This window comes from Kribbella sp. NBC_00482 (assembly GCF_036013725.1).
GTDB lineage: Bacteria > Actinomycetota > Actinomycetes > Propionibacteriales > Kribbellaceae > Kribbella.
On record NZ_CP107881.1, the window covers coordinates 2,611,788 to 2,636,903 of the forward strand.

At 67.7% G+C, this 25,116-nt stretch carries 24 protein-coding genes; 14 read left to right on the forward strand and 10 right to left on the reverse strand.

The genetic code is table 11. The features are described 5' to 3' along the window. Positions 1 to 3 precede the first annotated feature (3 nt). The 3 genes from OHB24_RS13235 (at position 4) to OHB24_RS13245 (ending at position 3,434) form a co-directional block, all read left to right on the forward strand. Positions 4 to 780: a GNAT family N-acetyltransferase gene (locus OHB24_RS13235; RefSeq protein WP_327639295.1), complete on the forward strand. Its 777-nt coding sequence runs from the start codon at positions 4 to 6 to the stop codon at positions 778 to 780. Between the two features lie 2 nt (positions 781 to 782). Beyond that, positions 783 to 1,331 (forward strand): hypothetical protein, encoded by a 549-nt coding sequence (locus OHB24_RS13240; RefSeq protein ID WP_327639296.1) that lies wholly within the window; start codon positions 783 to 785, stop codon positions 1,329 to 1,331. Positions 1,332 to 1,430: 99 nt separating this feature from the next. Further along, on the forward strand, positions 1,431 to 3,434 hold the full coding sequence (locus OHB24_RS13245; RefSeq protein WP_327639297.1) for a DUF222 domain-containing protein: 2,004 nt from the start codon (positions 1,431 to 1,433) through the stop codon (positions 3,432 to 3,434). Positions 3,435 to 3,572: 138 nt separating this feature from the next. Here OHB24_RS13245 and OHB24_RS13250 read toward each other — a convergent pair whose 3' ends face one another. Beyond that, positions 3,573 to 4,124, reverse strand: a complete 552-nt coding sequence (locus tag OHB24_RS13250) for a VOC family protein (protein ID WP_327639298.1) — start codon at positions 4,122 to 4,124, stop codon at positions 3,573 to 3,575. Positions 4,125 to 4,324: 200 nt separating this feature from the next. Beyond that, positions 4,325 to 4,924, reverse strand: a complete 600-nt coding sequence (locus OHB24_RS13255; RefSeq protein WP_327639299.1) for a TetR/AcrR family transcriptional regulator — start codon at positions 4,922 to 4,924, stop codon at positions 4,325 to 4,327. A gap of 37 nt (positions 4,925 to 4,961) precedes the next feature. On the opposite strand from OHB24_RS13255, the gene OHB24_RS13260 reads away from it, so the two are divergent. Continuing rightward, the gene (locus OHB24_RS13260) at positions 4,962 to 5,342 is read left to right on the forward strand and encodes a nuclear transport factor 2 family protein (protein WP_327639300.1); all 381 of its coding nucleotides are present in this window, start codon (positions 4,962 to 4,964) and stop codon (positions 5,340 to 5,342) included. Continuing rightward, positions 5,339 to 5,539 carry a heavy-metal-associated domain-containing protein gene (locus OHB24_RS13265; RefSeq protein ID WP_327639301.1) on the forward strand — a complete coding sequence of 67 codons (201 nt, stop codon included), beginning with the start codon at positions 5,339 to 5,341 and terminating at the stop codon, positions 5,537 to 5,539. The genes OHB24_RS13260 and OHB24_RS13265 overlap by 4 nt, the downstream gene beginning before the upstream one ends. 77 nt (positions 5,540 to 5,616) lie before the next feature. On the opposite strand, the gene OHB24_RS13270 is transcribed toward OHB24_RS13265, so the two are convergent. The 3 genes from OHB24_RS13270 to OHB24_RS13280 form a co-directional block, all read right to left on the reverse strand. Beyond that, positions 5,617 to 8,124, reverse strand: a complete 2,508-nt coding sequence (locus OHB24_RS13270; protein WP_327639302.1) for a Tex family protein — start codon at positions 8,122 to 8,124, stop codon at positions 5,617 to 5,619. Between the two features lie 170 nt (positions 8,125 to 8,294). Next, on the reverse strand, positions 8,295 to 9,779 hold the full coding sequence (locus tag OHB24_RS13275; protein ID WP_327639303.1) for a DHA2 family efflux MFS transporter permease subunit: 1,485 nt from the start codon (positions 9,777 to 9,779) through the stop codon (positions 8,295 to 8,297). Between the two features lie 59 nt (positions 9,780 to 9,838). Next, complete coding sequence (locus OHB24_RS13280) at positions 9,839 to 10,456, reverse strand: DUF624 domain-containing protein (protein ID WP_327639304.1); 618 nt, start codon at positions 10,454 to 10,456, stop codon at positions 9,839 to 9,841. 76 nt (positions 10,457 to 10,532) lie between these two features. Between OHB24_RS13280 and OHB24_RS13285 the strand changes: the two genes are divergently transcribed. The 4 genes from OHB24_RS13285 (at position 10,533) to OHB24_RS13300 (ending at position 14,833) form a co-directional block, all read left to right on the forward strand. Further along, positions 10,533 to 11,615 carry a substrate-binding domain-containing protein gene (locus tag OHB24_RS13285; RefSeq protein ID WP_327639305.1) on the forward strand — a complete coding sequence of 361 codons (1,083 nt, stop codon included), beginning with the start codon at positions 10,533 to 10,535 and terminating at the stop codon, positions 11,613 to 11,615. 113 nt (positions 11,616 to 11,728) lie between these two features. Continuing rightward, positions 11,729 to 13,003, forward strand: a complete 1,275-nt coding sequence (locus tag OHB24_RS13290) for an extracellular solute-binding protein (protein ID WP_327639306.1) — start codon at positions 11,729 to 11,731, stop codon at positions 13,001 to 13,003. Next, entirely contained in the window at positions 13,000 to 13,938 is a 939-nt protein-coding gene (locus OHB24_RS13295) for a carbohydrate ABC transporter permease (RefSeq protein WP_327639307.1), read from the forward strand. The genes OHB24_RS13290 and OHB24_RS13295 overlap by 4 nt, the downstream gene beginning before the upstream one ends. Then, entirely contained in the window at positions 13,931 to 14,833 is a 903-nt protein-coding gene (locus OHB24_RS13300) for a carbohydrate ABC transporter permease (protein WP_327639308.1), read from the forward strand. Before OHB24_RS13295 ends, OHB24_RS13300 begins: the two co-directional genes overlap by 8 nt. A 254-nt stretch (positions 14,834 to 15,087) precedes the next feature. Here the strand turns inward: OHB24_RS13300 and OHB24_RS13305 are convergent, their stop codons facing one another. After that, positions 15,088 to 15,621, reverse strand: coding sequence for a TetR/AcrR family transcriptional regulator (locus tag OHB24_RS13305; RefSeq protein ID WP_327639309.1), 534 nt, complete (start codon positions 15,619 to 15,621; stop codon positions 15,088 to 15,090). A gap of 105 nt (positions 15,622 to 15,726) precedes the next feature. Here OHB24_RS13305 and OHB24_RS13310 point away from each other — a divergent pair, with 105 nt between their 5' ends. Both OHB24_RS13310 and OHB24_RS13315 read left to right on the forward strand, forming a co-directional pair. After that, a complete protein-coding gene (locus OHB24_RS13310) occupies positions 15,727 to 16,560 on the forward strand; it encodes a nitroreductase/quinone reductase family protein (RefSeq protein ID WP_327639310.1) in 834 nt (277 codons plus the stop codon). 27 nt (positions 16,561 to 16,587) lie between these two features. Further along, positions 16,588 to 17,376 (forward strand): class I SAM-dependent methyltransferase, encoded by a 789-nt coding sequence (locus OHB24_RS13315; protein WP_327639311.1) that lies wholly within the window; start codon positions 16,588 to 16,590, stop codon positions 17,374 to 17,376. Here OHB24_RS13315 and OHB24_RS13320 read toward each other — a convergent pair. Genes OHB24_RS13320 through OHB24_RS13330 form a run of 3 tightly spaced genes read right to left on the reverse strand, consistent with a single transcriptional unit; the run spans position 17,311 to position 21,167 of the window. Further along, a complete protein-coding gene (locus OHB24_RS13320) occupies positions 17,311 to 18,111 on the reverse strand; it encodes a class I SAM-dependent methyltransferase (protein WP_327639312.1) in 801 nt (266 codons plus the stop codon). The genes OHB24_RS13315 and OHB24_RS13320 overlap by 66 nt on opposite strands. A gap of 42 nt (positions 18,112 to 18,153) precedes the next feature. Then, on the reverse strand, positions 18,154 to 20,469 hold the full coding sequence (locus tag OHB24_RS13325; RefSeq protein WP_327639313.1) for an ABC transporter permease: 2,316 nt from the start codon (positions 20,467 to 20,469) through the stop codon (positions 18,154 to 18,156). Beyond that, a complete protein-coding gene (locus tag OHB24_RS13330; RefSeq protein WP_133786596.1) occupies positions 20,466 to 21,167 on the reverse strand; it encodes an ABC transporter ATP-binding protein in 702 nt (233 codons plus the stop codon). The genes OHB24_RS13325 and OHB24_RS13330 overlap by 4 nt, the downstream gene beginning before the upstream one ends. A 142-nt stretch (positions 21,168 to 21,309) precedes the next feature. Here OHB24_RS13330 and OHB24_RS13335 point away from each other — a divergent pair, with 142 nt between their 5' ends. Genes OHB24_RS13335 through OHB24_RS13345 form a run of 3 tightly spaced genes read left to right on the forward strand, consistent with a single transcriptional unit; the run spans position 21,310 to position 24,153 of the window. Further along, positions 21,310 to 22,098, forward strand: coding sequence for a sensor histidine kinase (locus OHB24_RS13335; protein ID WP_327639314.1), 789 nt, complete (start codon positions 21,310 to 21,312; stop codon positions 22,096 to 22,098). Next, on the forward strand, positions 22,095 to 22,754 hold the full coding sequence (locus OHB24_RS13340) for a response regulator transcription factor (RefSeq protein WP_327639315.1): 660 nt from the start codon (positions 22,095 to 22,097) through the stop codon (positions 22,752 to 22,754). Before OHB24_RS13335 ends, OHB24_RS13340 begins: the two co-directional genes overlap by 4 nt. A gap of 43 nt (positions 22,755 to 22,797) precedes the next feature. After that, positions 22,798 to 24,153 carry a hypothetical protein gene (locus OHB24_RS13345; protein ID WP_327639316.1) on the forward strand — a complete coding sequence of 452 codons (1,356 nt, stop codon included), beginning with the start codon at positions 22,798 to 22,800 and terminating at the stop codon, positions 24,151 to 24,153. Positions 24,154 to 24,306: 153 nt separating this feature from the next. Here OHB24_RS13345 and OHB24_RS13350 read toward each other — a convergent pair whose 3' ends face one another. Beyond that, positions 24,307 to 24,870, reverse strand: a complete 564-nt coding sequence (locus tag OHB24_RS13350) for a GNAT family N-acetyltransferase (protein ID WP_327639317.1) — start codon at positions 24,868 to 24,870, stop codon at positions 24,307 to 24,309. Between the last annotated feature and the right edge of the window lie 246 nt (positions 24,871 to 25,116).

A 25,116-nucleotide genomic window follows, 5' to 3' on the forward strand; every position in this document is an offset into this window, starting at 1 on the left:
GGCATGGAGATCGGTGTGCGGATCGCCGCGGCTCAACTGACCGGAGCCGCGCGATCGAAACGACAGGTGGTCGCCGGGCCTCTCGCCGGTCTGCTGCACGACCGGGACGACTGGTACCTGTCCGGCCTGCTCGCGGCCGAACCAGGTCAGCCGTTCTCGCCGGACGACCTCCCGTGGGCGCTCGACACGATCCGCCAAGCCTTCGCGGCCGAAGGGCGCTGGCTGAGCGCCGAACTGGTTGAGGAGGCGAACCCCGGTCTGGCCGAGGCGCTCGCGGCGAACGGGATGACGCTCGTCTCCCGCCTGCCGCTGCTCGTCGTCGAACCGGACGACCTCGTCGTGCCCGAACTGCCGGACGGCGTGACCGTGCGCGTCGTGGCATCGGAGTCGGATCAACACGTGGCGAGTGCGGTGGCGGCGGAGGCGTACGAGATGGACACCGCCGGCTTCGCGTTCAAACCGGATCCCGCCGACGGTGGAGCAGTTCTCGTGTACGCCGACGACGTACCGGTCGCTACTGCGGCGTGGACGGCGGTCGCCGATCAGGTGTCCGAGGTTGCCGGGGTCGGGACGCTTCACAGTCATCGGCAGCGCGGATTCGGTGGCATCGCGACGGCGTACGCGACGTTGAAGGCGTTCGAACTGGGCGGGGTGACGCTTGCCTGGCTGACGCCGGGGGACGACGGGGCGGACCGTGTGTACCGGCGACTGGGATACGGGCCTAGGGCAACGGCCGTGCATCTCGGCGACCCCGGTGGTCATCTGGCCGACCTGCGCTGACCATGCCAGTGCGGGCGGAGATCGTTGCCGAGGACGGTTCCGGCTGGCTCCGGCTCGGCGAGGGCTTGTCCGATGAGCAGGTGAGTCGGCTCGTCGAGCTCTGGGTCGGCGAGGCCGCGCCGCCGCGGGAGTCTGTCTCGCGTCTGTTGGCCTGTGACCGGAGTGTGTTCGGTGGGGTGCGGTTGACGGATTCTGGAGCACGGGTGGATCCGGGGTGCTGCCTGCTGCTGGAGGACTGGCGTACTTGGGTCGGGGTGGAGAACGGCGGTTGGCCGGATGTCGGCCACGACGGCCCATGGCTGGAACGCGACGCCTACGGGCTGACAATCTGGCCTCGCGGTGCCGAGGACTGGCGTTCGGAGGCGGTGCGCGAAGGGTCGCCCGTGCGGGTCCTGCACAGCCAGGTAGCTGAACTGCGCGGCTCCCTACAGGCCGACCTCCTCGACCTCCTCGACAGCCTCCACCGCTGGGCCAATACCCACTGCCCCGACCGCGCGACCGACCTGGTCACGCACGCAGACCGCGTCTTCGCGATCAGCCCTCCGGTCTGACTACACGTTTTCTGGCGGGTCGGGCATGTGACGTTTCCCCTTGTGGATAAGGGAAAACGGGGCTGGACCCGCTCTCCTGTTTGGCATAGAATCGAACGCATGTTCGAGGAAGATCTGGAGTTGCTCCCGACCCGCGACCTGCTGGAAGGCGCGGCGGAATGCCGCGTCATCGCCAGTCAGGCCGATGCGCGGCTGCTGGAATGCGCCCAGATCTACGCCGACCGCTTCCACCCCTCCGCCTGCCAGCCCCGCCCGTCCCGCCGCGCCTATGAAGGCCGGGAGCGCGCGGTCGTGCTGGGTGGTGACGGCTGCCCGGAGATTGCGGAGTTCGCGATCGCCGAGTTCGCCGTCGTGCTCGGGGTCTCGCCCGGTGTCGGTAGCGACCTGCTCGCCGACGCTCTCGCGTTACGGCACCGGTTCCCGCGGACCTGGGCGCGGATCCAGGCCGGCGAGGCCACCCCGTGGAAGGCTCGCCAGATCGTGCAAGCGTGCAGGAAACTCGACCACGCCGCCGCGGAGTACGTCGACCGCAAAGTTGCCGCGATCGTGGACACCCTCCCGCCGTACCGGCTGGAAAAGATCGCCCGCGCCGCCCGCAAGCACGCCGACCCCACCCGCGCCGCCGCCGACGCGGCCGAGGCAGCTGACGAGCGCGGCGTTCACGTCGGCCGCGGCGACGCCCACGGCAACAAAACCATTTACATCAAGGCCCCTGCCGCAGCCGTGAACCACTGCAACGCCACCATCGCCGACATCGCGGAGGCACTGAAGAAGCTCGGCGACACCCGCCCGGTCCAGCACCGCCGCGCCGACGCCATCGACATCCTCTCCGACCCCGCCTTCACCCAAGAACTCCTCGCCCAAGCCCGCAACCACCCCGATGCGGACCCACCCGGCGACCCGGCAACCACCCCCACCGACCACGAACCCCACACCCCCACCACCCCCGACAACCCACCCGCGCCAACCCACCCGCCAGTGCAGGACAACCCGGTGGTGCACGACGACGCGGTGGTGCACGACGACGCGGTGGTGCACGACGACGCGGTGGTGCACGACGACGCGGTTGCGCCGAACGACGCGGTGGTGCAGGACGACTCGGTGGTGCCGGACGACGTGGTGGTGCAGGACGACGTGGTGGTGCCGGTGGGTGAGAGTGACGGGGATGGGACGCACGTCAGCCCCCGCGACCTGCCGCTTCCCGGCACCCGATGCCTACCAGACCCGCTCGAGCCAGGAGCCCCGCTCGACCCACCGACCCCGCTCGAGACACCGGACTCGCGGGAACGTCCGGGGTGGCTCGAACCACGGGACTCGCTTGAACCACTGGACTCGTTTGAACTGGTGGAGCCGGCGGGGCCGCCGGACGATCCGTGGCTGGAGGCCGTCGCACCCCGCGACCCCGACCCACCAACCGACCCGTTCGACCGGCGAACACCACCAGATCCCGCGGATCCACGAACCGAACCCGACCAGGGCTCGGCAATGGATCCTGCCGCGCTGCGGGCACTCCACGCGCGACTCGCGCAAATCAAGCAAGACGCTTACACCAACCCGAGCTATCCCGCTCAGGGACCGGACCGGGCAGGACGGCCGCGTGCAGGACAGGTACGCCCCGGGAAAACCGAGGTCGTCGTACACCTCACCGACCACACCCTGGCCACCGGCACCGGCGTACTGCGCGCCGAAACCATCGGACCACTCCTCGCCAACCAACTCACCGAGCTCATCGGCTATGGCCCGTACGTCGTCAAGCCCGTCATCGACCTCAACGACGCCGTCAGCGTCGACGCCTACGAGATCCCCACCCGCATCCGCGACCGCGTCAAACTCACCCACCCCGTCGAACTCTTCCCGTACGGCACCCGCGAAACCACCAACACCATCGACCTCGACCACATCCAGCCCTACAACCCTCACGGCCCCGCCGGCCAAACCAGCACCACCAACCTCGCGCCTCTCGGCAGGTTCGGGCACCGGGTGAAGACCCACGCCCGCGGCTGGAGCGTGCGCCGGATCGACCACAAGACACTCGAATGGAAGACACCCCACGGGTTCACCTTCCACGTCGACCCCGACGGCACCCACCGAGTCGATCCATGAGCCGCCCTGGATCGCCGCGCTCCAGTTGAGTCACCGCGCCGAACCCAACTGCCCACTGGGCAGACCTGGATGAAGGCGTGCCGCCGCGAGCTTTCGCGGCCTTGCGGGTTGGAAGAACTCGCAGGCTGGAAGAGAGTCTCAGCCGTCTCGGCCCTGCCATGTGGTCACGCAGGCTTCGTTCCCCTCCAGGTCGGCAAGCACCCAGAAAGCGGGTGCGCGCGTCGCGGACACAAGTCGGCCCCCAGCCGCCAGTGCGGCCTCGATGCGCCGTGGTGCCTCGTCATGCGGAACGGAGATGTCGAAGTGGATGCGATTGCGCTGCGGGCGCGGCCGGTCCATCTGCTGGAACCAGATCGCCGGGCCCTGCCCGACCGGGTCGACGAGCGGATCCTCCGGTCCCTCGGCGCCCACCTCATCGGCATAGCCCAGCACTGCCTTCCAGAACGCCCGAATCCCGGCAATGTCCAGTGCGTCAATCGCGATCTCGAGTATCTGGACGGATCGCGGTGCCCCCGTTCCGATCTCGGGCTCTGCCAGAAGTCCGGACTTGTCCGCGGTGGCAGAGATCCGAAGCGCGAGTTCGACATCCCGGGTGGTCACCGCTGCGTGCTCCAGCGACTGCAGGGTGAAGACGACCCGATCGGGGCGGGCATCGACCCGAAGGTGCTGGTCGGCGTCGTCGCCGCACACCGCTACTGCGTCCGCTGCCAAGCCGGTTGCCTGAGCCAACGACCCGACCGGGACCGACGTTCGCAAACTGCCCAGCAAGAAGCGCCACCCAGAGTCCTGGACCGCCTCCGACGCTTCCGGCCGACTCAATACCTGCTCCATGACTGCATCCTTGCAGCCCTTACTGACAGTCCCGCCGGCCGCTACGTCTGGAACAGTCCTTAGGTCGGTTGCAGGAGGCGGGTGATGGTTGTGTTGAGGGTCTTGTTGGCGGTTCGGGTGGTGAGGCGGGCGGTGGCTACGGATTCGCCGGCTGCGTGGCCGAGGGCGATGAGGGTGGTGATCAGCCAGTGAGCGGGGAGGTCGCGGGTGATCTCGCCGGCGCGTTGTCCTCGGCGGATCAGGCGCTCCAAGCGGTCCGCGACCGGGTCGTGGCGCTCGTCGCGGGAACCGAGCTGTGGCGGGTTGTGGGTGCCGGCGTGCGGTAGGTGCAGGAGGAGTGGATGGCGTTCGAAGGTTCGCCAAGCCAGGTCGATGAGGCGCAGTACGTTGCCGAGTGCCGGTCCTTGATCGAGGTCGAGCGCGTCGATCGCTTCCAGTGTCTCGGCTGTGAGTTCGTCGAGGGCTGCGTTCAGCAGTACGTCGCGGGACGAGAAGTGTGCGTACACGGTCTGTCTGGTGACGTGGGCCGCCTCGGCGATCCGTTCCAGGCTCGCGTCGGGCTGCTCGTCGAGTAGGACGATCGCCGCGGCCAGGATCGCCGTACGGCTTCGGTCCGCGTCCGCTCGGCGCCGGCGTCGTACCGGTTTGTTCTCTGACACCTTGTCAAGGTTAACGGATCTGCTTATCTTTGACAGCATGTCAAATTTAAGCGCAGGAGAGTTCGTCGCGGACTTCTTCGAGTCGTTCACCCGGGCGGTTGTCGCGGGCGGCGATGCCGCGGCGGTCGTGGATCGGTACTACACACCTGATATCGAGCAGATCGCCGACGGCATCACGCTCGACCGGCAGCGGCTGATCGACCACCTCCGCCCGGTGCGGAAGAACGTGGTCTCTTGCTCGTACGACGTGCACGAGGCGATCCGTACGAGTGACCGGGTGGCTGCGCGATTCACGATCCACGCGGAGCTGCGGCGCGGGCGGAAGATCGCGACCGAGGTGTACCTGTTCGGCGAGTTGGCGCCTGATGGCCGAATGCGCCGTACGACGCAGGCGACCCGCGATGTGAGTACGCGATGACGACGTTCCGGGTGTTGGGTATGACCTGCAGTCACTGCGTCGGGTTCGTCACCGAGGAGCTCGAGACGCTGCCGGGTGTCGAGTCGGTGCGAGTGGATCTGCCGACCGGAATGGTTGCCCTGGTCACCGATCGACCGATCGATGCAGCCGCCGTACGGACGGCGGTGGAGGCAGCCGGCTACGAGGTCGAGGGGTGAGGAGGCGGGGTCAGCCGCGATCAGTTGGCGGGTGACGACCGGGCAGGTACGGCGGTGCTGGTCGTCACCCGTCGGAGTCAGCGGACGGTGAAGCCGGCTTTGCGGAAGGCGTCGGCGAGGGAGGTCTCGTCCATCGGGGTCTCGGGCTGGTTGCCACGGCCGCCGGATCCTCGGTTGCCCCCACGACCACCCTGACCACCCGAGCCACCAGACCCACGCCCCTGACCGCCGGACCCGCCTGGACCGCGACCCTGACCACCTGGTCCGCCCGGCCCACGCCCCCGGCCGCCGCCCTGACCGCCACCTTGACCGCCCTGGCCGCCGCCTTGACCGCCTTGATCGCCTTGTCCACGGCCCTGGCCGCCGGCTTGGCCGCGTCCGCCCTGGCCGCCGCTCTGGCGTCCGCCTGAGCCGAGTTCGTCGTCCAGGCGCAGCGTGAGGGAGATCCGCTGGCGCGGGATGTCGACCTCGAGCACCTTCACCATCACGATGTCGCCCGGCTTGACCACCTCGCGCGGGTCCTTCACGAAGGTCTTCGACAGCGCCGACACGTGCGCCAGCCCGTCCTGGTGCACACCGATGTCGATGAACGCACCGAACGCGGCCACGTTCGTGACCTGGCCCTCCAGCCGCATCCCCGGCTTCAGGTCCGCGATCTTGTCCACACCCTCCGCGAACACGGCGGTCTTGAAGGCGGGCCGCGGGTCCCGACCGGGCTTCTCCAGCTCGGCCAGGATGTCGGTCACCGTCGGCAGACCGAACATGTCGTCGACGAAGTCCGCCGCCTTCAACCGCTTCAGCTCCGCCGACCCGATCAGCGCCTTCAGGTCCGAACCGGTCGAGTCGAGCATCCGCCGTACGACGGGGTAGGACTCCGGGTGCACGCTGGACGCGTCGAGCGGGTCGTCGCCGTCGGGGATCCGGAGGAACCCGGCCGCCTGCTCGAACGCCTTCGGCCCGAGGCGTGCCACGTCCTTCAGTGCCGTACGCGACGCGAACGGGCCGTTGACGTCGCGGTGCTGGACGATGTTGTCCGCCAGGCCGGGCGTGATGCCCGAGACCCGGGTGAGCAGCGGCGCGGACGCCGTGTTCAGGTCGACGCCGACCGCGTTCACACAGTCCTCGACGACCGCGTCGAGCGAGCGGGACAGGGAGTTCTCCGGGAGGTCGTGCTGGTACTGGCCCACGCCGATCGACTTCGGGTCGATCTTCACCAGCTCGGCCAGCGGGTCCTGCAGCCGGCGCGCGATCGAGACCGCGCCGCGCAGCGAGACGTCCATCCCGGGCAGCTCCTGGGACGCGAACGCCGACGCCGAGTAGACGGACGCGCCGGCCTCGGACACGACGGCCTTGGTGAGCTTGAGCTCCGGGTGCTTGGCGATCAGCTCGGCCGCCAGCTTGTCCGTCTCGCGCGACGCCGTACCGTTGCCGATAGCAATCAGCTGTACGTCGTGTGCGGCCGCCAATGCGGCGAGGGTGGCGATCGACTTGTCCCACTGGTTCTGCGGGACGTGCGGATAGATCACGCCGGTGTTGACGACCTTGCCGGTCGCGTCCACGACGGCGACCTTCACGCCGGTGCGGAAGCCTGGGTCGAGGCCCATCGTGGAGCGGGTGCCGGCCGGGGCGGCCAGCAGCAGGTCGCGCAGGTTGGCCGCGAACACCCGGATCGCCTCGTCCTCGGCGACCTGCCGCAACCGCATCCGCAGGTCGATGCCGAGGTGCACCAGGATCTTCGTCCGCCAGGCCCAGCGGACCGTCTCGACCAGCCACTTGTCGGCCGGGCGGCCTTGGTTGTCCACGCCGACCTTGCGGGCGATGGTGGTCTCGTACTCCGTCGGTCCGTCGACCTCCACGCCCGCGGGCAGCGGCTCGATGGTGATCGTCAGCACGTCTTCCTTCTCGCCGCGGAACAGCGCGAGGATCCGGTGCGACGGCATCTTCGTGAACGGCTCGTCGAAGTCGAAGTAGTCCGAGAACTTCGCGCCGTCGGTCTCCTTGCCCTCACGGACCGCGGAGGCCAGCCGGCCCTGCTCCCACAGCCGCTCCCGCAACGAGCCGATCAGGTCGGCGTCCTCGGCGAACCGCTCGACCAGGATCGACCGGGCGCCGTCGAGGGCGGCCTGCGGGTCGGGCACGTCGGCGTTCACGAACACCGCGGCGGCGGCGATCGGCTCGACGTCCGGGTCGGCCATCAGCCCGTCGGCGAGCGGCTCGAGGCCGTTCTCGCGGGCGATCATCGCCTTGGTCCGGCGTTTCGGCTTGAACGGGAGGTAGATGTCCTCGAGCCGCGACTTGGTGTCGGCCGCCAGGATCGACGCCTTCAGCGCGTCGTCGAGCTTGCCCTGGCTCTCGATGGAGTCGAGCACGGTCTGCCGGCGCTCCTCGAGCTCCCGCAGGTACCGCAGGCGCTCCTCGAGGGTGCGCAGCTGGGCATCGTCCAGCATCCCGGTGACCTCTTTGCGGTACCGCGCGATGAACGGGACCGTCGATCCCTCGTCCAGCAGCGCCACCGCTGCCCGCACCTGGTTCTCACCGACCTCCAGCTCGTCGGCGATCCGCTGCTCGATCGACTGCACCACCACGTCCGATTCCCCTCTACAGACAACACCCGGCGAGCGTTCTGCCACCCGGCCGGACTCACATCCTTCCCCATCCCGCCCCCACTCCGAAACTCGATCCCCCACCCTGTGGACAACCGCAGTACGGCGAACTCCCCGCGGCCGGTGTGGTCGCGGGGAGTTCGGTTGGTGGGTCAGGCGGCTTCGCAGGCGAGTTCTTCGGGCTCGGCGGCGGCGGTCGGCTGCTTGGCGGGGCGCATCACGGTGACGGCGATGGCGACCGCGGCGGCGACGATCACGGCGGCGATGGCGAAGGACAGGTGGTAGCCGTCGGTCAGCGCGTCCAGGGCCGGCTTGGTGTCGGCGACCGAGGCGGTGCGGGTCGCGGACAGCGTCGCCAGGACGGCCAGGCCGAGGGCGGCGCCGACCTCGCCCATGGTGCCGATGAGGCCGGAAGCCAGACCGGCGTCCTCGGGCTTCACGTCCGACATCGACAGGCCCATCAGAGCCGGGAAGCAGATGCCGCCACCCAGACCCAGCAGCGTCAGGACCGGCAGGACGTGGACGACGTAGTTGCCACCGACCGGGGCCTGCGTGAACAGGGCCAGTCCGACGACGATCAGCGACAGTCCGACGATCAGCGGGCGGCGCGGGCCGAAGCGCATCACGAGCTTCTCGGAGTACTTCACCGACAGCAGCCCCATCACCACGGTGGTCGGCAGGAACGCCAGTCCGATCTCCAGAGCGTCGTACCCGAGCACGCGCTGCAGGTACAGCGAGCCGAGGAAGAAGATGCCGAACATCCCGGAGGCGGACAGTGCCTGGATCAGGTTGGCGCCGGTGAGGGTGCGGGAGCGGAAGATCCGCAGCGGCACCAGCGGGATCGCGGCGGTCGCCTCGCGGACGATGAATCCGGCCAGCAGCACCAGCGTCACCGCAGTCAGCACCAGAGTCCGCGGAGCGGTCCAGCCGAGCTCAGCAGCCGGCTTGACGATGGTGAACACGCCGACCATCAGCGCCGCGGTGATCAGCACCGCACCCGGTACGTCGGTGCCCTTGCCGATCCCCAGCCCCTTGTCCTTCTCGATCTGCTTCACGGCCAGTACGACGGTCAGTACGCCGATCGGCAGGTTCACGAAGAAGATCCAGTGCCAGCTGATCGCCTGCGTCAGTACGCCGCCTGCCAGCAGGCCGATCGATCCACCGGCGGACGCGACGAACGCGTACATGCCGATCGCCTTGGCCTGCTCCCGCGGCTCGGGGAACAGCGTCACGATCATGCCCAGGATCACTGCGGAGGTCAGCGCGCCGCCGACGCCCTGGATGAACCGGGCGATGACGAGCACTTCCTGCGACCCAGCCAGACCGCAGAGCACAGAGGCGGCGGTGAAAACGACCAATCCGGCGACGAAGACGTTCCGCCGGCCGAGGAGGTCGCCGAGCCGGCCGGCCAGTAGCAGGAGGCCGCCGAACGCGATCAGGTACGCGTTCACCACCCATGCGAGGGAGGAGCTCGTGAAGCCCAGGTCGTCCTGGATGGCCGGCAGGGCCACGTTCACCACGGTCACGTCGAGCACGATCATCAACATGCCCGCACAGAGGGTGTAGAGCGCCAGCCAGCGCGAGCGGCCGCCCTGCGCAGCCGGCGTAGTCGCCAGGGTGTCGGTCGTCGCGTACATTCCGGTCTCCTTGTGGTTCGTCGTAGTGGCCTTACACCTCTACGTCGAACCAGGAGGGGTCAGATTGACACGTCTTCAGAAGTTTTTTCGCGAGGCGGTCGTGAGAGCGCGTACGCCGTGAGTGCCGGGACCAGACCGGACCCGACGAGGAGCAGTGTCGGCACCACGGACGACAGCGCGAACCAGGTGAGCAGTACGACGACCCCACCGGCCACCGGGAGCGGTCGACGCAGCAGGAACAGGTTGGCGGACCGGAACAGCGACTTGACCGTGGAGGTCTCCGGCGCCGCGTGCAGGATCGCCAGACCGCTCAGGTACAGCCCGAGGATCATTCCGGTGAGTGGGATCAGGACAGCGAGCGCGAAGATCCGCGCCGGACCATCCGCGTTCGCCCAGAAGGAGAGACCGAACGCCAGCATCACCGCGCCGACCCACAGGCCGAACGCGGGCAGCCAGAACTGCTTCATCGCCCAGCGGAACTCCTTGAAGAACCTCCGCAGCAGCTTCGGCTTCTCCTGGCTGATCGCGTCCGGGACCACCCGCTGCATCGCGAACGCGGCCGGGAACAGGGTCAGGATGCCCAGGCTGATCACCACGAAGACCAGTTGCAGCATCAGCAGGTCGCCGACGACCGCGAGCCTCGACAGCACGCTGCTCGTCCGGTTGGCCTTCTCCACCGATCGTCTCCTCGTTCCGTACGGGCGGGTCCTGATCGTATGATCACGAACAATCACGTAAAGACCAGGGGGCTGCATGCTTGCACAGGAGCGCCACGAGCTGATCCTGCGTAGCCTGCGCCGGCACGGCCGGCTCCGGGTGGCCGACCTGGTCGCCGAGTTGGGCGTCTCCGCGATCACAGTACGCCGGGACCTGGCCGAACTGGACTCAGCCGGCCTGCTCCGCCGCGTGCACGGCGGCGCCATCGGCACCGGGACCGCCGACCAGGGGACGCACGGGAGCCGCCTGACGATCGGCATCGTCGTACCGAGCGCGACGTCGTACTACTCCGACGTGATCCGCGGCGCCGAGGCGATGGCCGACCGGTACGGCGCGCGCCTGGTCCTCGGCGTCTCCGGGTACGACGTGGCGACCGAGCGCGAGCGGCTCGACAAGGTGCTCGGGATCGGGGTGGCTGGGCTGATGATCAGCACCGCACTCGGGGACGGCGACGCGGACCGGCTCGACGCGCGGCTGGACGACATCGACGTACCGGTCGTGCTGATGGAGCGCGCGTTCGGGTTCCCGCAGGTGGCCCGCGAGTACGACCACGTCCGGACCGATCACGCGTACGGCGCGATGCTGGCGCTGCGGCACTTCGTGGCCCTCGGGCATCGCCGGATCGCGATCAACCTGCAGGCCACGGTCACGGCGTACTGGCTGCGCCGGGGGATCGAGTCGGCCGCGAAGGCGCTCGGCGTGGAGGTGTTCCTCTCGCCGGTCGACCTGCCGATGCGCGGCGACGACCCCGGCGCGGTGGCGCAGCTGGACGCGTTCCTCGCCGAGTGCGAGTCGTTCGGCAGTCGCGCCGTACTGGTGCACTCAGACGAGCACGGCGCCCGCCTGGTCGAGCGCGCGATGGAGCTCGGTCTCCGCGTCCCGGAGGACCTGGCTGTGATCGCCTACAACGACGTCACTGCATCGCTGGCCGTCGTCCCGCTCACCGCGGTCTGCCCGCCGCGGCGGGCTCTCGGCGAGACCGCCTGCGACCTGTTGCTCCGCAAGATCCAGTCGCCGGCGACGCCCGTCCAGCACCTCAGCCTGCTTCCCACGCTCAACATCCGCACCTCCTGCGGGACCGCGACGACGGAACAGAACCTCGCCGTGTTCCGGTTCTGATCGAATGTGATCATTCGAGCGCCAGGGTATTGACGAGGAAAGCCCTTTCCCATACTTTCGCTGCACTTGGGGTCGCGGGCCCCGGCTGAACAAGTCAGCGAAGGAGTTCCCCTGTGAGACGTGGAGTGGGACTGACCCTGCTGGCCGCAGCGCTCAGCGTGCTGGTCAGCAGTTGTGGCAACGGGGTGATCGACAAGAGCACCGACGGCGTGCCGCCGGCCGAGGCGACCGGAACCTTGCGGGTGCTGCTCCCGTCGTTCCCGCCCAGTACCAAGGGCAAGGAGGAGTTCCAGAAGGTCGTCGACGACTTCCACAAGACCTATCCGAAGATGAAGGTCGAGCCGGACTTCGCGACGTACAAGAACCTGAACGAGAAGATGTCGACCTCGATCGCCGCGGGGATCCCGTACGACGTGATGGTCACCGGCGTCGGCTGGGTCCAGCCGTTCGCCTCGAAGAACATCTTCGAGGACCTCGGCAAGTACGGCGTGACGCCGGACGTCATCAAGGAGAAGAGCACCCCGGCCCTGATCCCGGCGGTGACGTACGACAAGAAGCTGTACGCGTACCCGCTGATCGCGGACGCCCGGGCGGTCGCGCTGCGCAAGAGCGCCTTCCGCGAAGCCGGACTGGACCCGTCGAAGCCGCCGAAGTCGCTCGCCGAACTGAAGGTCGCGGCCGAGAAGCTGACCAAGCGGGACAAGGACGGCAACATCACCCGCAGCGGGTTCGACCTCGCGTCGGCGACCGGCTTCCGTCAGTCCTTCACCACCTTCCTGGCCTCGACCGGTACGCCGCTCTACGTCGGGGGCGAGCCGAACTTCGACAACAAGGCAGGCCTGGACACGCTGCTGTGGATCAAGTCGATGATCAACAACGTTCAGCCGTACGGCCAGACGAACGCCGCCCAGCAACCGCTCGTGCTCACTGGTGAGGCCGCGATGGGCATCGTCAACGGCGGCGTCGACTGCTCCGCCGACGGCATCGGGCAGAAGAACTGCGACGACCTGGAGTTCTTCCGCTTCGACAGCGGCAAGGAGATCGAGTACGTCGGCGGCGACCTGGCGTCGATCGGGTCGCGCAGCCGGCACAAGGACGCGGCCTGGGCCTTCATCCAGACGCTGACCCAGCCGACCACGCTGGACGCGATCGCGAAGCTGAACAAGAAGATCCCGGCCTACAAGGACGCGAGCAACTCGCCGCAGGCGAAGTCGAACCCGTTGAGCCAGTTCGTCGCCGACGGCCTGGTCTACGCGGTCAACGAGAACGAAGTGCCGGCCAACTGGCTCGAGATGCGCGGCAACTTCGACATCCAGCTCACCCAGGCGGTCCTCGGACAGAAGGATCCCGCGAAGGTGCTGCACAACCTGGCAGGACAGTCACGATGAGTACAACTCTTGAACGTCCAGCACTCGGCACGACCCGGAAGGTGTCGCCGTCCAAGGACAGCCGGACCCTGCTGAGGAGCCAGGTCCGGACCGGCTGGGCCCTGCTCGCGCCGGCGCTGCTGCACTCCGGCGTCTTCATCGTGATCCCGGTGGTCGCGGTCCTCGTCCTCAGCCTGACCAACTACAGCTTCGGTGACACCTGGGCCTGGGTCGGGTTCGGCAACTACGCCGACCTGTTCCGCGACGTCGATTTCCAGGCGTCGTTGTGGCACACGGTGCTCTACGCGATCGTGGTGATCCCGATCTCGATGGCGATCTCGCTCGCGGTCGCGCTCGGGCTGAACCAGAAGATCCGGGGTCTGAGCTTCTTCCGGACCGCGTTCTACATCCCGACCGTCACCGCGACGGTCGCGGTGGCGACCATCTGGCTGTGGATCTACAACCCGGGCTCCGGGCTCGCGAACGGGTTCCTCAGCCTGTTCGGCTTCGCGCCGAACCGCTGGCTGGCCGACCCGGCGACCGCGCTGCCGTCGCTGATGGTGGTCGGCATCTGGCAGGGGCTCGGGACCAAGGTGATCATCTACCTGGCCGCGCTGCAGGGCGTCTCCCGCGACCTGCTCGAGTCGTCCGAGATCGACGGCGCCAACCGCTGGCAGAAGTTCGCGAACGTGACCTGGCCGGCGATCGGCCCGGTGCAGTTCTTCGTCCTGATCACGTCGATCGTGGGCACCTTCCAGGTGTTCGACCTGGTCTACGTGATGACGCAGGGCGGTCCCGGGTCGGAGACGCGCGTCCTCGTGATGGACATCTATCAGAACGCGTTCCAGGACCTGAAACTCGGCTACGCGTCCGCCGAGACCGTGATCATGATGATCGTGATCGCGCTGTTCATCGGGGTCGGGCGCCTGCTCCAGAAGGCGGATGCCAATGACTAGCGCTACGTTGCCGGCGATCGGTTCCGCCAAGCCGTCGGCACTCCGGCCGGGCCGGATCCTGTTGTACGTCGTCCTGACGGTCGGCGCGGTCCTGATGATCACGCCGTTCGTCTGGATGCTGCTGACCGCGTTCAAGAGCAACCTGGAGATCGCGAAGTTCGGCTGGCTGCCCGGCGAACTGCGCTGGCGCAACTTCAGCGAGGCGATGCAGACCGCGCCGTTCCTGCGGTACTTCCGCAACAGCCTGTTCATCGCGGTCGGTGAGACCGCGTTCACCCTCGTGGTGTGCACGATGGCCGGCTACGCACTGGCCAAGCTGCCGCTGCGCGGGGCGAAGTCGCTGCTGAACTACTTCATCGTGCTGCTGCTGGTGCCGTTCCAGATCATCCTGGTGCCGTTGTTCCTGATCGTGAAGTCGATCCCGCTGTTCGGCGGCAACAACATCATCGGCCAGGGCGGGGTCGGCTGGCTGAACTCGTGGTGGGGCCTGATCATCCCGCTCGGCGCCGCACCGCTGTTCACCTTCCTGGCCCGGCAGTTCTACGTCTCGCTGCCGGACGAACTGGCGCAGGCGGCCCGGGTGGACGGGCTCGGGGAGTTCGGCATCTTCCTGCGGATCATGACGCCGCTGATCAAGCCGGCCCTGATCACGATCGCGGTGTTCCAGATCGAGGCGGCCTGGAACGGGTTCCTCTGGCCGCTGATGATCACCACGTCCGACTCGATGCGGCCGCTGCAACTGGGGCTGGCGATCTTCTCCCAGAACCCGGCGGAGATCCAGTGGCCGTACCTGATGGCCGGTACGGCGCTCGCGACGCTGCCGATGATCGTGCTGTTCGTGTTCGCCCAGAAGCGGTTCGTCGAAGGAATGGCGAACGTGGGGATCAAGGGCTAGCGACGGAGCACACTGCAGATCCTCGAACAGGTGCTCACCCCGCCCCGGGTGAGCACCTGCGAGGCCCCCTCCACATGCGGTGGTCCCGAAGAAACACCGGAACTCCCCACTAGGTCCCCCCTGCTGGGTCGTTCACCCGTTTATCGGCGGAGTGTGCCGTCCGTTACAGCATTCGTGAGGATTTTTCGCGGGTTCTCGAAATGATTTCCCGAAGACGGCAGGAAGTACGACGTATGGCGACGGTTTGTGCACAGTCAGTGCACAAGGCTGTGGACGACGTACCGGACGATCGGGTCGACGTCCGTCGTACCGAGAAGTTCCAGGGCGTTGGTGGCGCGGAGCGTGGCGAGGCCGTGGATGTTTGTCCACAGGGCGGTGGCGCGGAGGGCGGCGTCGGCGGGGTGGATCTGGGCGACCAGATCGACGAAGTTCTGGAACAGCGGGAGCGACGTCGCGCGGAGGTTGCCGCCGGCGCCGGCCAGCAGATCGTGGCGGAAGATCAGGTCGAACATGCCGGGGCGTTCGGCAGCGAACTGCAGGTAGTTCTTGGCAGCCACTACCAATTGTTCTTCGGGCGGTCCTTCGGTCGTCTTGAGCCGGGCCGCGAGATCCTGCAGCCCGGTGGCTGCGATCGCGGCCAGGAGCGCGTCGTGCGTGGGGAAGTAACGCCGCGGTGCGCCGTGCGAGACGCCCGTACGGCGAGCGATCGCGCGCAGCGTGAGGTCGGCGAGGCCGTCCTCCTCGAGGAGTTCGACCCCGGCCTGGACGAGCCGATCGGGCAGGGACACATGGGGTAGTATTCCCGACGTGACTGCCGGGTCGGCTTCTAGCCATTACCGAGTTGGGTCCCCGGCTGCGTTCTGAGCGCCGCGCGGGCCCCGCCCGCTTCTCTGATGTCTGCGAACCCTTTTCACGACACCAGAGAGAAGCGAATCCTGAACGATTTCACTGCACAACTCATTGCGGAGTTCCAGGCGAACGACGGCCGGGTCGGCGGGCCCTTCGAGAACTCCAGGTTGTTGCTCCTGACAACCACCGGCGCGCGGTCCGGGCAAGCGCGGACCGCGATCCTCGGGTACTACCCGGACGGTGACCGCGTCCTGGTCGTCGGCTCGGCCGGCGGCAGCCCGAAGCACCCGGACTGGTATCACAACCTGCTCGCGAATCCGGAGGTCGGCGTCGACCTCGGGCTCTTCGACTATCCGGCAACGGCCGTCGTACTGCGTGGCGCCGAGCGCGACGAGGTCTTCGCCCGACTCGTCGAGGCCGAGCCGGGGTGGGGCGAGTACCAGAAGAAGACGACGCGGACCATCCCGGTTGTGGCGCTCGTCCAGCAACCGGGGCCACCTGCACGCGGGTCTTTTGCCGAGATGTTGAAGACCATCCACGCGGCGTTCCGGCGAGAGTTGGCCCTAATCCGGCACGAGATCGCGACGTCCGGGACACTGGGCGCGCAACTCCGCATCAACTGCCTGACCATGTGCCAGGGCCTGCACTACCACCACACCGGCGAATCGACCGCGTTGTTCCCGGCCCTGGTCGAGCAGCATCCCGAGCTGGCCGACGTGATCGCCGTACTGCAGAAGGAGCACGACCAGATCGCAGTACTGCTCGCGGAACTCGAGCAGCTGGTCGACACAAACGTCCTGGACCAGGTGGACGAGCTGATCGCCCAGCTCAACGCCCACCTGGACCGCGAAGAGGCGGCCCTCCTGCCCTACCTCTGAGGCCCGCGAACGGGCGATGCTGGGTGGATGTCGGACAAGGATGCGGTGCGCACGACCTGGGCTACCGGGGACTACGACGCGATGATGCGCCAAGAGGGTTTGTACGAGGTGGGGCCGCGGTTGGTACAGGCAGTCGGGGTTCGGTCGGGCGAGGACGTTCTGGACGTGGCATGCGGGACGGGGAACGCGACCATCCCGGCCGCCGAAACCGGGGCGCGCGTGACCGGCCTCGACCTCACGCCGGCGATGCTGGCTCGCGCCGCCGAGCGTGCGGCCGCGTTGCCGATCGAGTGGGTCGAGGGTGACGCCGAGGAACTGCCGTTCCCGGACTCTGCGTTCGATGTGGTGCTGTCGACGTTCGGCTGCATGTTCGCGCCCCGCCAGGGAGTGGTCGCGGACGAGATCGCGCGCGTACTCCGGCCGGGCGGGCGGCTCGGTCTGTGTGCCTGGACGCCCGACGGCGTGATCGGGGAGTTCTTCCGGGTGGTCGCCGCGTACTTTCCGCCGGAGTCCGGCGATTCGCCACTGCGGTGGGGCGACCCCGATCACGTGGCGGACCTGTTCGAAGGCTCTGGGATCGAGCTGTCGTTCAGCCGCTCGGTCTCCGGCATCCATCATGAATCCCCGACTGCTGCCGTCGAGTGTTACGCGACGAAGTTCGGTCCGATCGTCCTGGCCAGCCAGGCGCTGGACGATCGGTGGCCGGCACTACGCGACGAGCTGACCGACCTCTTCACGCGTACGAATACGTCAGGCTCCACGCGGGTCGTCGTACCGGCCGAGTACCTGGTCGTTCGTGGCCGGGCGGCGGGCTAGTAGCGCGTAGGAGTTGGGGAGTCGGCCGGACCACGCTGCCGCGGTTGTGTCGTCCTGCGGTCGCCAGAACGGTTCGGCGTACTCCTCGAGGACCTGGAGGTGTAGGCCCGCTCTGGCGATCGCGGTGACGATCTGGCCGAGCGTCCATTGCCACTCCTGGGCGCCGTTGCCCGGAAACGTGTCGTTGATGTGCGACTCGGCGAAGTAGCTCCGGTCCGGCCGGATCCGCGGTTCGTCCGCGTCCCAGCTCCACAGCGGTACGGCCGGGTGGCCCTCGTACACGAAGAGGTGTCCACCCGGCCGGAGCAGGCGCGCCGCGTCGCGCGCCCACGCGTCGATGTCGCGCATCCAGATCAGTGCGCCCTTGCCCGTGTACACGAGGTCGACGGACGCGTCCCGCACCGGTACGCCGGGCACCTCGGCGACGACGTACCGGCACGCCATTTGAAGCTCAGTCGCCCGCCGCTGCGCCGCACCGGCCGCCACGGAGCTGTAGTCCACACCCACAACGCTCTTGGCTCCGGCCTTCACCAGCGCCACGTCATCTAGCCCGTGCCCGCTCTGGAAGTGCACAACCACCGGTGAGTTTGCCAGCACCGGCGCCAACAACGCTCGCTCCCGCGCGAACAACCGGCCTTCCCCACGCGCCTCCTCAAGCAGTTCGTCGTACTCCCGAACATGCTTCGTAGAAGCCCGCTCCCACACGACCCGGTTACCCGCCACCACCTCGTCCATACAGACAGTCAGCCTGAGTGACTGCCTTCAAGCAAGCGCTTTTCACTCGTTGTGGAGGACTTCGGCGATGGTGGTGCGGGCGGCTGTGCGGGCGGGGAAGTAGGCGCCGGCCGCGGAGATGACGATGCCGGCGAGGACCAGGAGAGCAAGGAGGCCGACGGGGTAGACGTCGAGCATGAAGTCCGGGAGCTCTATCTGGGCTCCGTGTGCCATCGCGGGGACGACCAGGCGGTGGGCGACGATGCCGATCGGGATGCCCAGCAGGCCGCCGACGGCTCCTAGCGCGATCATCGACGTCACCACCATCAGGGTGACCTGTGCGGGCGTCATGCCGATCGACTTGAGCATGCCCAGGTCGCGGCGGCGTTCGCGGGTGTTGAGTACGACGGTGTTGAACACACCGAGCGCGGCAACGGTCCCCAGCATCAGCGTGAGCAGAAGGACGGTCGCGAGTACGACGGCCACGAACGTGCCGGCGTCCTGACCCTCCCCCTCCTGCAGCCCGGAGTCCTTGGCCTGCACAGCGCTGACCACCGCGTCCAGGTCCGTCCCGGGCTTCACATTGAGCTCGTAGAAGTTGGCCCGCAGGTCAGGTGCGATCAGCGCGAGAGTCGCCCAGTTGGACAGCACCTCGTCGCCGGAGTTGTACATCGCCTTCCCGACAATCTGCGCCCGTACCCGCTTGTCTTTCGACTGCAGTGTGATCGTGTCGCCGACGGCCAGACCGCGTTGCTTGAGGAAGCGTTCCGACACCACCACCTGTCCCGGACCGTCGAACCAGCGTCCGGCGAGCATCCGGTAGCCGATCTGATCGAAGTCCCCGCGGTAGAACGACACGCGGAGGTCTGTCTGCGTCCCAGCCAGCCGCATCTCCAGGCTCGCCATCGCGGCCACTGACGTGACGCCGGGCGCAGAACGCAGTACGGCCTCGTCCTCGGCATCGGTCAGCTTCGCGCCAGGTGGCGCGTTCGGTCCTTCTGGTCCGGAGCCGTTGGGGCCAGCGAAGATCGTGAGGTCAACAGCACCCACTCGACTAGCTGCTGTCTGGTACGTCGTCAGCGACTTCCCCAGTCCCACGGCCAACGTCACGCTGGTGACGCCGAGCACCACAGCTGCCAGCGTCAACGCCGTACGTCCAGGACGAGCGAACGGCAGTCCCAGCCCCAGACTGACCGACCGGGGCAGCCGGGTCCCGCTCAGCCACCGCTGCACCCGCAGACCTCTCCCAGCTCGCGGTGCGCTCCCAGCACTGATCGCCTGTGCTGCTGAGAGGCTCCGTGCCCTCATCGCGGGCAGCAACGCGGAGAGTGCAACGAGCGCAGGTACGCCGAGCAGCGTGACTACGTCGACCCAGATCGGGACGCTGGTCCCGCCGGCGCCGTAGTTCTCGAAAGCCCTTGTCAGTAAGGAGGTGGCGAGTACGTTGCCTAGGACAACGCCGCCGGCACACCCGATGACAGCGGGGATCGAAATCATCCCGAGGTACACGGCCATCACCTGTGTCGGCGTGAACCCCAGCGCCTTCAACACACCGATGTGCTTGAACCCTGCGACCACAGCACCGCTGACGACGTTGGCCACGATCAGTACGGCGACAGCGAGCCCCAGCCAGCCGAACACCATCAGGAACGGTATGAACGTGTTGGGCTGACCTGCGGTCAGCGCCCGCAGTGCCAGGTACGACTGCGTGCCGATGAGCGCATCGCTCGGTAGACCAGCCGTCACAGCCTTCTGCCCAGCCGTGACCTCCGCGTTGGTTGCGGCCTGGGTGAAGCGATAGAGCATCTGCGTCGACGTCGGATGCAGTGCGTTCAGCTGCTCCGGCGTGACCCACGCGTCGGCCGACTGACTCACGCTGTACGCGAACCCGACGATGGTGAGCGTCTGACCGCCGGCGGCGATAGTGCCGTTCAGTTGCGGCCCACCGCGACCACCGGACTCAGTCGGGTTCCGGTTGAGCACGATCTCGCCGGGCTTTTCCACCCAGCGGCCTTTCCACACGTTGAGCCGGTCGACGGCGCCACCGGGATCCGCACGCCCCACAGTCACCAGCGACCCCATCATCTGGGGCTGACCGAGCTCCAGCGTGGCCTGGGCGAACGGTCCGCCGACAGCCGCCGCATTCCGCGCCGCGTCTGTCAGTTGCGCATCAGTCACCTTGCTGCGGTCGTACGACGCTGTCAGCTGGGCACCGCTCTGCTTTGCGTACGCGCGGTCGAACGGACCGCTCGACGCAGCCAGCAGGCCTAGTGCGACGACGATCATCGTGGTGGAGAGCAGTACGACCACGCCGATCACCACGGTCTGCACACGGCGCCGCCGTACGGCTGCCCGCGCTACAGGCCAGACCGCGCTCACGCCGTACGCTCCAGGCTGCGTTCGCCCGCGATCTGCCCGTCGACGAAGTCGATGACCCGGCTGGCGCAGCGTGTCGCGAGCTGCTGGTCGTGTGTCACCAGCAGGAGCGTCTGGCCGATCTGGTTCAGGTCCAGGAGCAGGTCCATCACCTGCTCGCCGGCACGAGTGTCGAGAGCACCTGTCGGTTCGTCGGCCAGGAGGATGGCTGGGCGGTTCATGAGCGCGCGGGCGACCGCGACTCGTTGCCGCTCACCACCACTCAGCTGCGAGGGGTAGGTGTTGCGGCGACCGGCTATCCCCAGCTCCTCGAACAGCTCGAGTGCGCGCTTGCGTGCGTGTGCAGCCGACGTACCGGTGAGCTGTGCGGCCAGTGCGACGTTGTCGAGCGCGGACAGGTCGTCCAGCAGGTTGAAGAATTGGAAGATCATCCCGATCCGCCGGCGCCGGAACAGCGCCAGCCCCTTCTCGTCCAGCGTGCCCAGGTCGTCGCCGTGCACCACGACGGACCCTGACGTCGGCCGGTCCAGCCCGGCGACCATGCTGAGCAGTGTCGACTTGCCGCTGCCGGACGGTCCCATCACCGCGACTGCCTCACCGGCGTGGATCTCCAGCGACACTCCGTCGAGTGCGGCGGATTCGCCGTACTCCTTGCGTACGGCGGTGAGCTGTACAACCGCCTGTCCGTTGTCGTCCGTCATGCTGCTCACGCTAGGGCCGGCAGGCGACCGCTGACGTCACCCTGACGGCGTAATGTCCGCGCGCTGTCATCCTGGAGATGTACGGCGTGCGCCTTGCGGATGATGCGCTCGGGGGAACGGCTTTGGGACAGTGGACCTCGTGATGTGGTTCCTTGTGGCGTTGCCGGCTCTGGCCGCTGGTCTGCTCGCGTTCGTGTATGTGCGGGCGCGGCGTGCCCACACCCGGGCGCTGGAGGAGCGCGGGTGGTTGCTGGAGCGCGAACGGGAGACAGCTGCGCGGAACGCCGTCGACGCCGAGCGGGCGCGGATAGCTCACGACCTGCACGACATCGTGAGCCACAACGTCAGTGTCATGGTCATCCAGGCCGGTGCGGCCCGGCAGGTGCTGGCAATCGAGCCGGAGCAGGCTGAGGCGGCTCTACTCGCAGTAGAAGCCGCAGGTCGCGACACCATGGCTGAGCTGCGCCATCTGCTCGGGTTACTCGCGCCAAAGGCCGACGGGGTCGAGGACGACGCCCTGTCGCCGCAGCCGAGTCTGACGCGTCTGAGCGAGCTCATAGACCGCATCGCGTTCGCCGGTCTACCTGTCGAGGTACGGATCTCTGGAGACCCCTACCCGTTGCCGACCGGCGTCGACGTCACGGCGTACCGCATCATCCAGGAGGCCCTCACCAATGCCCTCAAGCACGGCGACGGCGTGAGAGCCGAGGTGACCGTCCGCTTCGCGCCCCACGCGTTGCGGGTCGAAGTCCTCAACTCCGGACCGAGCGTCCTGACCGGCAGCGGTCGTTCAGCGGTCTCCGAAGGTGACGGCCGTGGGCTCCTCGGCCTCAAGCAACGCGTCGGCGTGTACGGCGGCCAACTCGACGCCCGCCGGCGCCTCGGTGGCGGCTTCCGCGTCCGCGCCAAACTCCCGCTGGAGCGCCCGTGACTACGCGCGTGGTGATCGCGGACGACCAGGCCCTGGTACGCACCGGCTTCCGAATGATCCTCACTGCCCGCGGCATCGAGGTTGTCGGCGAGGCCGCAGACGGCGCCGAAGCAGTCGACGCCGTACGACGCCTGCACCCGGACGTCGTCCTGATGGACATCCGCATGCCCACCATGGACGGCCTGGAAGCCACCCGCCGCATCCTGGCCACCCCGACCGACTGCCGCGTCCTGATCCTCACCACGTTCGACCTGGACAGCTACGTGTACGCCGCCCTGGCCGCCGGCGCCAGCGGCTTCCTCCTCAAGGACGTCACGCCCGAACACCTGGCCGCAGCCGTCCGCCTGGTCACCACCGGCGACGCCCTCTTGTCCCCCTCCATCACCCGCCGCCTGGTCGAGCGCTTCGCCACCCCCGCGACCACCCAACCCGCCATCCACCGCGACCTGTCCAACCTCACGCCCCGCGAACTCGAAGTCCTCACCCTGATGGGCCAAGGCCTCTCCAACGCCGAAATAGCCACCACCCTCACCCTCAGCGAAGCCACCGCCAAAACCCACGTGGCCAGAATCTTCGCCAAACTAACCCTCCGAGACCGCTCCCAAGCCGTAGTCCTCGCCTACGAAACCGGCCTCATCACTCCTGGCGACACGTAGGCAAACGGGTTCAGGTGACCCGCGCCTCGCCGACAATCGCGGCGTGCAGATCAATCGTCGGACCTTCGGGACGCTGGCTGGTGGCGTCGTACTCGGAGCCCTGACAGGGTGCGAGAAGCCTGAAGCCGCGGCGAACTTCCTGGAATGGCTGCAGCGGCTCGACGGTGTCGAAAAGGCCGAGCTGGCCGGCCCCGACGACAGCCGGTACATCCTCATGACGCTGGCAAAGCGTCGGTCGGACGAGGACGTCACTGCGTTGATCGCCAAGGTGAGGAAGGAATACGCGCAGCGCTCAGGCGAGGACGTCTCCAGAGTCGAGCTGGCGATCGACACCTTCCGCGCCGGGTTCTACATGTCGCTTCCGAACAGGGACGAGGACGTGGCGCGGGTCCTCTGGCTCCGTCGCGACGGCCGGGCGACGGCGTCGACGTACGGATCGTCAGGACTGCTCGTGACCGCTCCATCGACCGCGGTGGCCGGAGTCGCCGTCGGACTGGACCAGGTGGTGCAGAGCGAGGACGGCCGGCGTACTCACCGGGTCGAATCCGCCGATCGGCAGGTCGTCGTCCAGTGGGTCGACTGCCCGAGCCTCAATTTCCGCCTCGATCGTGCCGCGACCCAGCATTTCGTCGACCTGCAGCGGCGGTATCCCCACCTGACCGGGTGGATCGAGGCGCCGGACAGCCGGGCAGGTGTCTACTTCTCGCCCGCTGACATCGGCCTGGACGCCCTGCTCAAGACGTTGCCGACCCTGGCGATCGCGCGGCAGTTCGGTGAGCTGAGGATCGGTTGGGGACCGACCCGGGCACGCTATACCGACTTCGCGACGGCGTTCACTCCGGAGGTCCGGAAGCTGACCGCAGAGCTGATGAAGATCCCCGACGTCACGCAGATCGATCTAGGCGCCGCCCGGCCGAGATCGGTCACCGTGCGAAACCGCGCAGGGTACGTCGCCGCAGTCGCGAGTCTGCGCAAAGGCTGGGGCTCCTACCTGCCCATCGACCTGATCAGAAGGCAATCGCGATTCGTCGGGCAGTTGAGCAACCCGGTCTTCAGCGGCTCACCCTTCGACACAGGCCCGCAGTACCGGGTCCACGTGGCGGTTGCCGACGTCGCCGGCGTGACCGCGGTCCAGGTCGGCCCGGACGCCGCCAACCTGACCATCGCCCACAACATCACCGACCCCGACCTAACCGCAGCCTTCAAGGCCCTGACCGAGCTCCCACCCACCCACCGAATCAACCTCTACGCAAGCCCCGACCCAGACACACTCGCCTCCACCCCCCTAGGCCAGGTCCTGGGCCGCACCTACGCATCCCCAACCCCCACACCGCCGAACGTAGACCCGGCCCTAATCACCCGCGTAGCCAAAACCTGCGCCACCGAAATGCCGTCCTAACGACGACGGGCAGCCGCCCCGAAGGTTGGCGGAGGATACGAGATTCGAACTCGTGAGGGGTTGCCCCCAACACGCTTTCCAAGTCCTCGCTGCCGTGTCCAGGTACGCCGTCTGCACGTTCACCGCGCCTGGGGCTTTCAGCTGATGGCTCGGTTACCACTCGTCGGCTACGCGCATTGGATGCTCGCGCAGAGAGGCTCTGAATGCGGCGCTGCGAGGACCGACCGATCGTGTCAGGAGGAGGTCATCGGAGACCCAGGTGCTCCCATCCGCCCCGGCCAGGATCGACGCACCGGGGGCAAGCTCCCAGCCGGCCCGACTGTAGAACTCGACAAGGTGCGGGCCACAAGTCAGGACCCCCACATCTGCTTGGCCGGCGTCGATGCGGGCAACCGCAGCGGCAACCAGCCGTCCGGCCCAGCCCTCACCTCGAAACGCAGGGAATGTCATCACCGCTGTCGGGCTCTGCACGACATACTGCTCTCCGCCAACTGAGACGGTCGTAGTGATGATCTCAAGGTGGCTGACGAGCTGGGAACCAGCCGCGTACAGCAGGTGGTGAGGCCTCAGGTCAGGACGAGAGGTCCAGTCACGGAACCGGTTCGGTCCGGTGAATCCCTCCGGCCAGATGATGCGGAGGAACGACACTACCTGCGCCTTGAGAACCTCCGGCAGATGTTCGTCGGCACACTCGCGGAGTTCGATGTCTGTCTGCACGTCGGCAGGGTCTGGCCTCAGGGCACGCTTCGCAACTCGTTTACGGTGTGGGATGTGCCTGCGCAGGCTGAGACGGAACGACTCCGGGGCGGCTCCCAGATTGGAAGCCGCCCTGGCTGTTGTCGTTCTCCCGAAGGACCCAACCACGCTCCGACCTGCGGGTTTGTGCCTCTCAGCGAGTGGCGGAGGATACGAGATTCGAACTCGTGAGGGATTGCCCCAACACGCTTTCCAAGACCGCGAGCG